This window comes from Cellulomonas sp. WB94 (genome assembly GCF_003115775.1).
Lineage (GTDB): Bacteria > Actinomycetota > Actinomycetes > Actinomycetales > Cellulomonadaceae > Cellulomonas_A.
Genome location: NZ_QEES01000001.1, coordinates 15,137 through 27,323 on the forward strand (window position 1 = coordinate 15,137; position 12,187 = coordinate 27,323).

A 12,187-nucleotide genomic window follows, 5' to 3' on the forward strand; every position below is an offset into this window, starting at 1 on the left:
CCTCCACTGCGGACCAGGCGACCGTCGACTGGTCGGCAAGGGCAACCTAAGTCCGACGGTGGCAGTCGGTCAACGGAGCGGCGAACGACCCACGACGACCACGTCCGGCTCGCCCCGGGCAGCCGGGATCTCCGTGACCTCCACGTCGTCGAAGTGCTCCGCCATCCGTGCCACGAAGGCTGGCATCGGCGCTGCGCTCCAGATCGCCAGCACCCCGCCCGGAGACAGCACCCGCGTGGTGGTGCGCAGGCCGTCGTCCGCGTACAGCCACGCATTGCCGGGCGTCACGAGCCACTCCGGGCCGTTGTCGACGTCGAGACAGATCGCATCGAGCGAGCCCTCGGGCGCGTCGGCCAGCCACGCGACCACGTCGGCCTCGTACGTGTGTACGCGAGGGTCACGCAGCGCATCGCCGTTCACTGCGGCGAGCGGGCCACGGTTCCACCGCAGCACCGCCGCCTCCCGCTCGACGACGTGCACCTCCCCGACACCCGGATGCGCGAGTGCGGCGGCGAGCGAGAACCCCACGCCCAGCCCACCGATCAGCATGCGGCCGGGCGGCGGCATCCGGTCCGCCGCCTCAGTCACATGGAGGCGCTCCGAGGTGCCGCCACGGGTGTCCATCAAGAAGACGCCGTTCGCCACGATCTCGTGGTGGCCCCCACCTCGGAGCAGCACCAGCTCCCCGCAGCACCCGGCGACCCGCTCGACGACAGTCATCCCTTGCAGCACGACAGCAGGCTACGACCCCCACCGCCGTGCTGGATCACGGCGCAGTCTCCCTCTCGGCCGCCCGACGGCGCGTGGTCGCGTTGGCGTGGTCCGAGAACCGTGGCACCCAGCGTGCGAGGCCGGCTGCAGCCAGCAGCCCGACCGCGCCCATCGACGCGATCCCCGCGGCAAGGCTTCCCAGGGCAGCACCCGCGGCGACCACGAGCGGCCCCCCGGCTACGCCTGCGTCGGAGAACAGGCGCCAGATCCCCAGGAACTGCGGCCGTACCGCAGCGGGTGCGACGTCGGCGCCGAGCGTCATGAGGATCCCGGCTCCGATGCCGTTGCCCAGCCCCATGACCATCGCGGCGACCGTCACTCCGGCGAGTGTGGTGGTCATGGGCAACGCGAGGATCGCGCAGCCGAGCACGACCATCGACGGGATCGCGACCCACAGCCTCCCGCGGCGGTCCATCACCTTGCCGGACGGGTAGAAGAGCAGCATGTCCACCGCGCCGGAGATCCCGAACACGATGCTGGTCGTCGCAGGGCTGAAGCCGAGCTGCTCCGACCACAGCGGAAGCACGACCTGACGGCTGGCGCGGACGGCGCCGACAGCCATGACCGCGAAACCGAGGGTCAGGAACACCCGGGCGTTCTGACGCAGCACCGTGCGCATCGGCACCGTCACGGCAGCGTGACGGCGTCGGACAGCCTCGGCTCCGGCGACATCGGGGACCACAAGGACGACGAGCCCGGCAACCAGGCTCGTGAGGACCGCGAGCCAGTAGACGCCGTTCAAGGCGACGAGGTGCACGACGCCCGCGCCGATGAACGGTCCGATGAAGGCACCGATGCGCTGGACGCCGCCGAGCGTCGACAGCGCCGTGGCGCGCTTCAGGACCGGGATGACCTCGGTCAGGTACGACTGGCGGGCCAGGGTGAAGACGGCGTTGGTGGCTCCGACACAGACCACCCCGGCGCCGAGCACCCACATGTTCGGTGCGAGCGCGCAACCCGTGAGCGCGAGCACCGACAGCGCCGCAGCGACGAGCATGGCCCGGCGGTCGCCGATCCGGGCGGCGAGGACACCGGCGGGTACGTCCCCCACGATCTGACCGACGCCCAGCAGCGCGACCAGGAGCCCGGCGACCGCGAGGTTGGCGCCGAGGGCGACCGCCGAGAGCGGGATGATCGGCATGATCGCGCCGACGCCGATCTCGAAGACCAGGGCCGGGGCGTAGACGCCGCGGGCGACCTCACGCAGCTCCACGTCCGGTCGCTGGGGTGGCTCGGAGGAAGTCATCGCCACCATTGTGCCGGGTGATCAGGCTCGGCGCTGTCACGTCCTCGACGACCAGCCGAACTTGAGATTCATGACAACCCATCCGCGCGGCCTGTGGACCTGGACGCCTGAAGACGAAACGATGGCTCAAGGCCGCGCCCCTGTCGGCCGATCAGACAGTTGCATGGCGAGCGCACTCGCAGGTGCCCCGTGGGTTCGGGTTCGTGAAGAGTGGCAGGGGCGGCATCCGCCGCGAAAGCCACCCGGAAACCAGAGGAAGAGAACCAACATGGACAAGTGGCGCATCGCGAAGAACAGCACGATCATCCGCATCGCAGCCAGCGCAGGCACGATCGTTGCCGTCGCCGCGCTGGCCGGCGCTGGGTACAAGTGGTAGCTGACCAGCCACGCGAACGCGGGGCCGGGGACGAGTCCCCGGCTCCGCGTTCGCTGCTCGGTATGTACGTCGCCGTGGTGTGCGGGCTCGGTCTCGTCGCCATCGCGGGCGTGATCGTCGGCACGTCGTGGCCGTCTGTCGCTCACAGCGACTGGTGGCCCATCGGGTTCCTCGCGGTGGCCGCCCTCGTGGGAGAGGTGAAGCCGCTGCTCATCTCGCGGAGCGGCAAGGCGTCGTGGACCGTCTCGACGTCGGGTCCCTTCATCCTTGCCCTGGTCGCGGTCGCCGGCGTGGGGGTCGCGGTCCTCGTCCAGGCCGTCGTGAGCCTGGCCGACGATCTCATCAACAGGCGCACACCGATGAAGTCCGCGTTCAACACGGCGCAGTACGTCCTCAGCCTTGTCGCGGCCCGGGCCGTCTTCTCCGCCCTGGCGGGTCTGCCGTTCTTCGCGGGCCCCATGACCATCGGGGTGCGCCACCTGGGCCCACTGCTCGCCGGCGGCGTCGCGATGGTCGTCATCAACCTGCTGCTCGTGGCGTCCGTGGTCTCGATCGCCACGTCTCAGCCGCTCCGGACCATCATGCGCGAGGACGTCCACTTCCACGCCGCCACCCAGCTGGTCCTGCTCTGCATCGGTGCCGTCGCTGCGATCGTCGTCAGGGACGGCGTGGGTGTCCTTGCGCTGCTGGGTCCACCGGCCTTCGCCGTCTACTGGACGACCGCCGCCGGGATCCGCCATGCCCACGAGGCGTCGCACGACTCGCTGACCGGCCTCCACAACCGGGAACGGCTCCACGGCCGGCTCGCGCACGCCTTCGTCGCCCCGAACCGCACGCCGTCGGGCGGTCCCGGGCTCGTGCTGATCGACCTCGACCACTTCAAGGACATCAACGACACGCTCGGGCACCCCGTGGGCGACACGCTCCTGCAGCAGGTGGCCGAGCGCCTGGTCCTCGCCCTCGGCGAGGACGCGTTCGTGAGCCGACTCGGTGGCGACGAGTTCGCGGTCGTGGTCGACGGCGACCTCGCGGCCACCCAGAGGGTCGCGCAGGACCTGCTCGCCTCGCTCGAAGCCCCGATGCGGGTCGGCGAGGTCGAGCTGCTCGTCCGGGCGAGTGCCGGCGTCGCCGTCGCCCCTCAGCACGGGGACGACGCCGAGGCGTTGATGAAGAATGCCGACGTCGCGCTCTACCAGGCGAAGCTCGACCGCGATCGGATCAGCACGTACTCGCCCGAGCACGACGTCAACACGCTCGAACGGCTCCAGCTGCTGGCCGACCTGCGGACGGCTCTCGACACCGGCCAGCTGAGCGTCGCGTACCAGCCTCAGGTCAACCTGACCAGCAGGCGGATGGTCGGCGTCGAGGCGCTCATCCGCTGGCAGCACCCGACCCGCGGGTCCGTTCCGCCGGACAGCTTCATCCCCCTGGCGGAGAACTCCGGTCTGATCGCCGAGCTGACGGCGACCGTGCTCGACGCGGCGCTGGGACAGCTCGCCGAGCTGCGCGCGGCCGGCCACGAGCTGCGCATGGCCGTCAACCTCTCCGCTCGGCACCTGTCCGACCTGGCACTGCCACGTCAGGTTGCCGAGGCTCTGCGGCGGCACAGCATCCCGCCCGAGATGCTCGTGCTCGAGGTGACCGAGACCGGCATCCTGGCCGACCCGGCCCGGGTCGACGCGGTCATCGCCACCCTGCGGCAGCTCGGGGTCGCGATCGCGGTCGATGACTACGGGACGGGCCACGCCTCGCTCAGCTACCTCAAGACGCTCGAGGTCGACGAGCTCAAGATCGACAAGTCCTTCGTCGTCGACATGGGTCGCGACACCCACGACTTCATCATCGTCCGGTCGACGATCGCGCTCGCCCTGGACCTCGACCTGCGGGTGATCGCTGAGGGCATCGAGGACGAGGAGACTGCGGTCGCCCTCCGCGAGCTCGGCTGTGACGTGGGCCAGGGGTACCACCTGGGCCGCCCGACCACGCCCGACCAGATCCTGCTGCGCCTGAACTCCGAACGACTGCTGGCGGCCGCGCGCGACGCGGCGACGCCCTGACCGTGCTGCTCCTTGCTGCGTGCGTCCTCGGGCTCCTCTCCCCGTTGCTCGTCGGCCGGTGGCCCGCCGGACTCCTGCTGCACCCGTGGCGGTGGCCGCTGCTGATCTGGGTGACCCTGGGGCTGCAGGTGGTGGCCGTCGAGGTCCCGCTGCCAGGCGTGCTCGCGCCGGTCCTGCACGTGCTGACCTACGTCGTCGTCGTCGGCTTCCTGTGGCTGAACCGGTCCCTCGACCGCATCGCGGTCGTCGCGGCAGGAACGGCCTCGAACGGCGTCACGATCGCGCTCAACGGCGGGGTCCTGCCGGCCTCCGCAGACGCCGTGCGTGCAGCCGCACTCGACCCCCACCTGGCGTTCGCCAACTCCGCCGTCGTCGCGCACCCGGTGCTGCCCTGGCTGGGTGACGTGTTCGCCTGGCCCGCGCCGCTGCCGCTCGCGAACACGTTCAGCGTGGGCGACGTGCTCATCGCGGTCGGCGTCGTGCTGGTTGCCTGGACCGGCACCTGTCGGCTCGGCCGTACCCCGGTCCGGCGAGCCGTGGCGCCCGACGCGACCGGCGGCGGCACGACGTCGCCCACAGCCAAGCTCGACGGTCCTTCGCAGCGCTGAGCAGGTGACGGGCGGCAGGAGTCTGTCAGGGTGCCGTCGTCGCGTCGTCGGCGTCGCGCTTGCGACCCGCCCGCTTCGCCCTGAGCAGCTGGTGGTCCGCCCGGCGCATCAGCGCCGCGGCATCATCGCCGACGGCCACCGTGGCGGCGCCGATCGACACGGTGATGCGCATGGGCGAGAGGTCCTCGTAGCGGCCCTGCGCGGCCACGACCTGAAGCCTCGCTGTGAGCGATCTCAGCTCGTCGTCAGTGATCGGGCCCGTGATCACCGCGAACTCGTCACCACCCGTCCGCACGACGTGGTCGGTGGCCCTGACGGCATGGGCGAGGCTGCGGGCGAGCACCATGAGCACGGCGTCGCCGGCCTCATGCCCGAGGGTGTCGTTCGTCTGCTTGAACCGGTCGACGTCGAGGACCAGCGCCGCGAAGCGCGTGCCGTGGCGTTCCCAGTCGGCGATCCGACGGCTCAGGCACCCGTCGAGGGATCGACGGTTGCCCACGCCCGTGAGGGGATCGACGAGCGAGAGTCGCTCCGCCTCGCGCAGGTCCTGCTCCAGCTCCCTGCGGTCGGAGTCGTCCCGGAAGGTCTCGACCGCTCCGCTGATCGTCCCGTCCTCGGAGCGGAGGGCGACCGCGGTCACGTGGACCGGGCGGACGTGACCGTCGCGGTGGTGCAGGAACACGCGGACCGACCGCGGGCGGCCGTCCCTCATCGTCGCGACCAGCGGGCAGCTCGCGCCGCAGAGCTCGACGCCGCGCTCGTTGACATGGTTGAGGCGTCCGTCGCCGCACCAGCGACCCACCATGTCGTCTGCGGAGAACCCGGAGATCGCCTCCGCGGCACGGTTCCAGTACGTGATGAGCCTGGACGGCTCGACGACGTACATCCCGTCGCTCATGGCATCCAGCAACGCCGCGTGGGACGGTGCGCCCGTCACGGGCGTCGTGTCTGGTGGATCGTCACAAACGATCACGCTAGGGGCCGATTCGTCGCGGCGCGTGGGCCGATCAGGTCCCTGGGGCAGAAATCACCCCTGCCGACATCCGACCGGTCAGGTCGTGACTTCACGGCGACCGGCGCGAGATTAGGGTGTGGACCGGGAAGTCGTGGCTGCCGAGGGAGGTACCCGTGCCGGGCGTGACCAGTGCCGACGTCGCTCGAGAGAGCGGCGTCTCGCGGACCACGGTCAGCTACGTGCTCAACGCCAAGGAGGGCGTGGCGATCTCCGAGGCGACGCGCCAGCGGGTCCGCGCGGCGGCGCTGCGGCTCGGCTACTCGCCGTCGGCGGCCGCCCGGACGCTGCGCCTGGGCAAGAGCGACCTCGTGCTCTGCGTGCTGCCGAACTGGCCGATCGGCCCGGTCATCGACACGTTGCTCGACCACCTCGCCCGCCAGCTCGCCGAGCGCGGCCTGTCCGTGCTCGTCCACCACGGTCGCGGTACCCGGCCGTTGTCCGAGCTGTGGCGGGCGGTGACGCCCCGTGCCGTCGTCGGCTTCACCGCGTTCGCCCCCGAGGACGAGCGGTCGATGCGCCAGGCAGGCATCCAGGTCGTCGGCACCGCGCTCGAGCAGGACCCCCGCGACCCCGTCGTCCACTCGGTCTCCCAGACCGGGATCGGCCGCCTCCAGGTGCAGCACCTCGCCTCCCGTGGCCATCGCATGATCGCGTACGCGACGGCCACGGATCCTCGCCTCGCGGACTTCGCCGAAGGACGGCTCGCGGGCGTGCGGCTCGAGTGCGCGGACCGCGGACTCCCCGAGCCGCTCGTGACGCCCGTCGACCTCGACGTGCGGTCGGCTGCGCTCGCTGTCCGGGCCTGGCGCGCGGCCGACTCCCCCGTGACCGCCGTGGCCGCCTACAACGACGAGGTGGCGCTCGCCGTGCTCGCGGGGCTGCACAGCGAGGGGCTCGGTGTGCCCTCGGAGGTCGCAGTCATCGGGGTCGACGACATCCCGGCCGCGCGGCTCTCGCTCCCGGCTCTGACCACGGTGTCCCAGGGTGTCGACGCGCAGGCGCGGTATCTCGCCTCGGCTGTGCTCGCCGCCCTCGACGGCCACACCGACCCGCCGACGTTCCCGGCCGACGTCCTCGACGTCGTCGTGCGCGACTCGACCTGACGTCGCCCGTATGCCCCCGTGGACGGCTCTGGGGGCCGGAGCGGGCTCGCTCCGGCCCCCAGGACCTTGGTCAGGCGCTAGTCGAACACGTCCGTCACGGGAAGCTGGTGACGAAGCTCGGGGTACCGGTGGTGGTGTTGTCCACCGGCGCCCCCGTGTCGTTGACGACATGGTCGATCGTCCCGGCACTGAGGTTGACCGTCATGACGTGGTGCAGCGCGACGCCCGGCGTCACCGGGACCTCGAACCCGCGCGTGGCGTGGATCGTCGGGTCGACGTTGGTGAAGATGTAGGCGCCGCCGCCCCACAGCTCGTGGGTCGTGACGTCGTCGGCCACCTTGTACGCCGCCCAGCCGAGGACGCCGTCGTGCTGCCACGCCGCCTGGTTCGGCGGGTCGTACGGCAGCTCGTTCTGGAAGAACACGGTGCGGCCGTTCTCACCGTTCCAGAGGACGTTGTACTGCTGGTAGTGCTCCACGAACAGCCCGGTGGCGGTCACGTCGTCGCCGTTGACGACGACGCCGTTGCGACCGGTGTTGATGTCCCAGCCGACGGAGCCCGCGACGCCGTGGTCCGCGCGCCAGGCCCAGATGTGGTCGATCAGCACGTTGTCGCTGTTGACCTCGAGACTGACGTCCGCCTTGCCGACGTGCGGACCGCCGACGCGGAAGTAGACGTCGCTGAGCGTCGTCGGGTTGAGCGCGTCCGACTTCTTGTCGGACCGGGTGTCCCTGTCGTGGCCGCTCTTCGTGCCGACGCGCAGGAGGACCGGCGAGCTGACGTCACCCGCGTCGATCGTGAGGCCGGCGAGGATCACCCCGGGCACGTCCGCCACCGTGACGGGAGTCGCGCCGCCGACGGCGGTCAGGGTCGCGTGGCCGAGACCCAGGACCACGGTGTTCGCGCGCTTGACCGCGATGGACCTCGAGACGTCATAGACGCCGGGCGTCAGCAGCAGGTTGCGGCCGCGGGCGAGCTCGTTGTTGATGACCTGCACCGAGTCGGACGGCTTCACGACGAAGAAGTCGGCGATCGGGATCGACCGTCCTGGGGTCATGCCGTCCGCCCACGTGACGCCACGGCTGTTCTGCTGCGCCGACGGCACGTACACGTTGTACCGGCCGCTTCCGTCGACGTACAGGAACGGCTTCTCACGGCTTACAGGAGTCGTGTCGAGCGTCGTGTACGGCGGGTTGGGGAACGCCTCGTCGGTCGGGGCGCCGACGACGCCGGAGAAGACCGCGTTCCAGACGCCGTTGGACCATCCACCGATGTCGCTGTTGCGGGTGATCCACTGCTGCTGCGAGCCGTTGATGATGAACCCGCTCTTGGTGTCCGCGATGTAGCCGCCGCTCGCGTACTGGGGGCCGGCCGTGCAGTAGTCCATCAGCGAGAGGTTCCCGCCGGTGATGTTGAGGCGGCGCATCGACACGGCCTGCGACACGGCCCAGAAGTCGGCCGAGGCCCGGCAGCCGTCTTGACCCGCGCCGTTGATGTTCAGCGTGAGGTTCGACAGCGTGCGCCAGAAGTTCACGAGAGCCAGGCAGTTGCTGGTGCCGCCGTCCTCGAGGCAGCGGTTGTAGACCTCGATCTTGCCGTTGATGACGACGTCCGTCGGGGAGGCTCCGAGGCCTGCGACCTCGGTGTAGTAGCCGACCTTGATCTGCAGCGGCTCGGTGTCCGTGCCGTAGACCCCTGGCTTGAACAGCAGGGCGTGCCGGCCGGTCTCCATCTCGGCGTCGATCTGCTCGGCGTTGACCGCGTCGACGGTCGCCTGGATCTCGCTCACCGGCATCGTCGGGTCGAACATGATGACGTTCGGGCCGAGGTCCGGCTGGGTGGGGTTCGTCGCGGGCGGGTTGGTCGCACCGGCTGCGGTGGCGATGCCGCCCGTGAGGGCGGTCGCAAGAGCGACGCCCAGCGCAAGGGCGCGGCCACGACGCCGCCGGCTGGGCTGCGACGTGTCATGGCGCTGGGCGCCGGGGATGGGTAACGATCTCATGCGATTCAGTCCTCCCCATTGAGGTGAAATGCACCGGTGACTCGTGTCACTCAGGCAGCACCCAGACTAGGGACACCGGGGGGGATGTCAAGGGCTGAGCACCCGTGGGGGCTGATCCGCGCGAGCGTGCCCGGCACGAGCCACGTACCGTGTGGGCGTACCGAGAGGGGAGATGCCATGAGCGACACACCGAACACCGAAGTCGCAGGCAGTCTCGTCGGCGACCGCTACCGCATCGAGGCCGTCATCGGTCATGGCGGCATGGCCGCGGTCTACCGCGCCCGTGACGAGCTCCTGGGGCGCGTGGTGGCGCTGAAGGTCATCGCTCCGGCCTCCGCCGACGCCTCGTCGGTGCGACGCGCGCGAGCCGAGGTCGAGCTCCTCGCATCGCTCAACCATCACGCGCTGGTCACCCTGTTCGACGCCGGTGTCGACGAGCTCGACGGCGTCGAGCGGACGTTCCTCGTCATGGAGTTCGTCGACGGCCCGACCCTCGGTGCGCGGATCGAGCGTGGTCCCCTCGCCCGTGCCGACGTGTGCCGGATGGCCGTGGACCTCGCCGAGGCGCTGCACGTCGTCCATGCGAGCGGGATCGTCCATCGCGACATCAAGCCGGGCAACGTGCTCCTCGGCTCCTCGCCGCTGCCCACGCACGAGTTCACCGCGAAGCTCGCCGACTTCGGGATCGCCCACCTCATCGACTCGACCCGCCTGACCGCCACGGGAGGCCTGGTCGGCACGGCTGCCTACCTCAGCCCCGAGCAGGCCCGCGGCGCAGCTCCGGCTCCCGCGTCGGACGTCTACTCGTTGGGCCTCGTGCTCCTCGAGTCGCTGACGCGGACGCGCGCGTTCCCGGGCGCTCTCATGGAGTCCGTCGGCGCGCGTCTGGTCAGCGACCCACCGATCCCCGGCTCCGTCGGTTCCGGGTGGGCGGCACTCCTGTCGGCCATGACGGCGCGGGACCCGGAGGCGCGCCCGAGCGCCGTGGACGTCGCCGTCGCTGCCCGGGCGCTCGAGCACGACCTGCTGGCGTCTGGTGATCCCCTCGACACGTCATTCGCCACACAGGTCCTCGCAACGAGCGTCGGCGGACCGGCTCCGACCACCCTGACCGTCCCGATGGATGCGCACGCGAGCGGCTCAACAGCCGTCATGCCGGCCGCCGTCCTCGAACAGCTCGGCCGCGACGCCGCGAGCCGTGCCGCCGAGCACGCCGCGGAGAGCAGTGCTGCCCGCGCCACCGGTCACGAGGCGACGAGCAGTGCAGCGCGCACCACCGGCCACGAGGCCACGAGCGGACGCACCGCGGGGTCGACCGGCGCAGGGCACCCGCGCCGGCTCCGCCGCCCTCTCGTTCTGGCAGCAGTCGCCCTGCTGGTCGTCGTCGCGGCCGTCGTGGCGGTGCCTCGTATCGCTGCCCCCGCACCCAGCACCGTGCCGACCCTGCCGGCCGTCGTCGAGCCGCTCGGCACCGACCTGCAGGCCCTCCTGACGAGCGTCAGCCCATGACCGGCGTGCGACTCTGCACGGCCGCGGTCATCGGCGTGGCCCTGCTCGTCGGCTGCGGGTCCGGTGCGCCAGACATCGCCGCGACCACCTCCAGCGAGCTGCAGTCCGCGGTGCACGACATCGGCACGGCCGCCGCCGCAGGCGACTACACGGCCGCGATGACCCTGCTCGACACCCTCCAGTCGCGGCTCGACCAGGGGCTCGCTGCCGGTCAGGTCACCGCCGACCGCGGGGTCGAGATCCAGTCAGCGCTGGACAAGGTGCGCGGTGATCTCGGAGCGCTCGTCGAGACCTCGACGCCGACCGCATCCCCCTCGCCGACGGCAACAGCGACCGCGGCTCCGAAGCCGGTCACCACGAAGCCCGGCGCCGGGCCCGGCAAGAAGAAGGGCAAGGACTAGGGTTCGGGCGCCGCCGGGTCAGGCGGACGCCGCCGACAGCGCAGCGACCTCGTCAGACGTGAGGTCCAGCGCGGCCGACGCAAGCAGGTCGACGAGCTGACCGGGGGTCCGGGCGCTCGCGATCGGAGCGACGACCGTCGGTTGGCTCCGCAGCCACGCCAGCGCCACCGAGGCGACGCGAACATCGTGGGCAGCGGCCACCTCGTCGAGCGCGGCAAGGACCCGCCGTCCCCGGTCGTCGAGGTAGCGGGCCGCAGCCTCTGCCCGCGGGCTGTCGACCGGCTCTCCCCCGTCGCGATACTTGCCCGCGAGGAACCCCCGCGCCAGCCCGTAGTACGGCAGCACGCCGAGCCCGTGCCGCCGGGCGCTCGTGCGCAACGCGCCCTCGAACCCGCGTTCGACGAGGTTGTACCCGGGCTGCAGGGCGACGGGACGGTGGAGACCTTCACGGTCCGCCACGGCCATCCACTCGTCGAGGCGATCGGCGGTGTAGTTGGAGACCGCCACGTATCGCACGAGGCCGTCGTCGACGAGCGACGAGAACGCCCCCGCCGTCTCTTCGAGCGGGACCGACGCGTCGTCGAAGTGCGCGTAGTACAGGTCGATCCGGTCCGTGCCCAAGCGCTTCAGCGACGCCTGGGCGGCGGCTCGGACGTTGGCCGACGCGAGGCCGCGGAAGTCCGGGTGCTGGCTGACCTTGGTCGCGATCACGACGTCGTCGCGGCTCCCCCGGCTGGCAAGCCAACGCCCGATGAGGGTCTCGCTCTCCCCGCCCGTGTTCCCGGGTGCCCACACCGAGTACGCGTCGGCCGTGTCGAGCATCGTGCCGCCGGCCGAGGTGAACGCGTCGAGCACCGCGAACGTCGCAGCCTCGTCCGCCGTCCAGCCGAACACGTTGCCGCCCAGGACGAGCGGGAAGACCTCCAGGTCCGATGAGCCGACCCGTACGGGCTGCGCGTCCGTCATGTGACTGCCTCTCGTCGGTGAGCCGTGCCCGCGCCCTGTGATCGCGCGGTGAGCTGGGTCGTCGCGCACCGCCTCCCCTTGCGGGGACTACGCAGCTCCCGCCGTCATGCTAGCGGCCACCCACCGACTCGCC

General features: G+C 71.2%; 10 protein-coding genes. 5 read left to right on the top strand and 5 right to left on the bottom strand.

Translation table 11 applies throughout. The annotated features are described in order from the left end of the window. Positions 1-69: 69 nt before the first annotated feature. Complete coding sequence (locus DDP54_RS00070; protein ID WP_109130007.1) at positions 70-720, bottom strand: spermidine synthase; 651 nt, start codon at positions 718-720, stop codon at positions 70-72. A gap of 46 nt (positions 721-766) precedes the next feature. Then, complete coding sequence (locus DDP54_RS00075; RefSeq protein WP_109130182.1) at positions 767-2,017, bottom strand: MFS transporter; 1,251 nt, start codon at positions 2,015-2,017, stop codon at positions 767-769. A 438-nt stretch (positions 2,018-2,455) separates the two neighbouring features. Here DDP54_RS00075 and DDP54_RS00080 point away from each other — a divergent pair, with 438 nt between their 5' ends. Both DDP54_RS00080 and DDP54_RS00085 read left to right on the top strand, forming a co-directional pair. Next, positions 2,456-4,450 carry an EAL domain-containing protein gene (locus DDP54_RS00080; protein ID WP_109130008.1) on the top strand — a complete coding sequence of 665 codons (1,995 nt, stop codon included), beginning with the start codon at positions 2,456-2,458 and terminating at the stop codon, positions 4,448-4,450. A 2-nt stretch (positions 4,451-4,452) separates the two neighbouring features. Beyond that, positions 4,453-5,058, top strand: coding sequence for a DUF5317 family protein (locus DDP54_RS00085; protein WP_109130009.1), 606 nt, complete (start codon positions 4,453-4,455; stop codon positions 5,056-5,058). A 25-nt stretch (positions 5,059-5,083) separates the two neighbouring features. Here the strand turns inward: DDP54_RS00085 and DDP54_RS00090 are convergent, their stop codons facing one another. Next, on the bottom strand, positions 5,084-5,995 hold the full coding sequence (locus DDP54_RS00090; protein WP_109130010.1) for a sensor domain-containing diguanylate cyclase: 912 nt from the start codon (positions 5,993-5,995) through the stop codon (positions 5,084-5,086). Positions 5,996-6,186: 191 nt separating this feature from the next. On the opposite strand from DDP54_RS00090, the gene DDP54_RS00095 reads away from it, so the two are divergent. Continuing rightward, the gene (locus DDP54_RS00095) at positions 6,187-7,176 is read left to right on the top strand and encodes a LacI family DNA-binding transcriptional regulator (protein WP_109130011.1); all 990 of its coding nucleotides are present in this window, start codon (positions 6,187-6,189) and stop codon (positions 7,174-7,176) included. A 94-nt stretch (positions 7,177-7,270) separates the two neighbouring features. On the opposite strand, the gene DDP54_RS00100 is transcribed toward DDP54_RS00095, so the two are convergent. Continuing rightward, positions 7,271-9,178, bottom strand: coding sequence for an adenylyl cyclase (locus DDP54_RS00100; protein WP_109130012.1), 1,908 nt, complete (start codon positions 9,176-9,178; stop codon positions 7,271-7,273). Between the two features lie 177 nt (positions 9,179-9,355). On the opposite strand from DDP54_RS00100, the gene DDP54_RS00105 reads away from it, so the two are divergent. Both DDP54_RS00105 and DDP54_RS00110 read left to right on the top strand, forming a co-directional pair. Then, positions 9,356-10,687, top strand: a complete 1,332-nt coding sequence (locus tag DDP54_RS00105) for a serine/threonine-protein kinase (protein WP_158274416.1) — start codon at positions 9,356-9,358, stop codon at positions 10,685-10,687. Further along, a complete protein-coding gene (locus tag DDP54_RS00110; protein ID WP_109130014.1) occupies positions 10,684-11,088 on the top strand; it encodes a hypothetical protein in 405 nt (134 codons plus the stop codon). The genes DDP54_RS00105 and DDP54_RS00110 overlap by 4 nt, the downstream gene beginning before the upstream one ends. 18 nt (positions 11,089-11,106) lie before the next feature. Here the strand turns inward: DDP54_RS00110 and DDP54_RS00115 are convergent, their stop codons facing one another. Beyond that, positions 11,107-12,054: an aldo/keto reductase gene (locus tag DDP54_RS00115; RefSeq protein WP_109130015.1), complete on the bottom strand. Its 948-nt coding sequence runs from the start codon at positions 12,052-12,054 to the stop codon at positions 11,107-11,109. Positions 12,055-12,187 lie beyond the last annotated feature (133 nt).

What these genes read in the sequence shown, in the direction of transcription:
- DDP54_RS00070 (WP_109130007.1), bottom strand. Translation starts at nt 720, where the DNA reads ATGACTGTCGTCGAGCGGGTCGCCGGGTGCTGCGGGGAGCTGGTGCTG.
- DDP54_RS00075 (WP_109130182.1), bottom strand. Translation starts at nt 2,017, where the DNA reads ATGACTTCCTCCGAGCCACCCCAGCGACCGGACGTGGAGCTGCGTGAG.
- DDP54_RS00080 (WP_109130008.1), top strand. Translation starts at nt 2,456, where the DNA reads ATGTACGTCGCCGTGGTGTGCGGGCTCGGTCTCGTCGCCATCGCGGGC.
- DDP54_RS00100 (WP_109130012.1), bottom strand. Translation starts at nt 9,178, where the DNA reads ATGAGATCGTTACCCATCCCCGGCGCCCAGCGCCATGACACGTCGCAG.
- DDP54_RS00105 (WP_158274416.1), top strand. Translation starts at nt 9,356, where the DNA reads ATGAGCGACACACCGAACACCGAAGTCGCAGGCAGTCTCGTCGGCGAC.
- DDP54_RS00110 (WP_109130014.1), top strand. Translation starts at nt 10,684, where the DNA reads ATGACCGGCGTGCGACTCTGCACGGCCGCGGTCATCGGCGTGGCCCTG.
- DDP54_RS00115 (WP_109130015.1), bottom strand. Translation starts at nt 12,054, where the DNA reads ATGACGGACGCGCAGCCCGTACGGGTCGGCTCATCGGACCTGGAGGTC.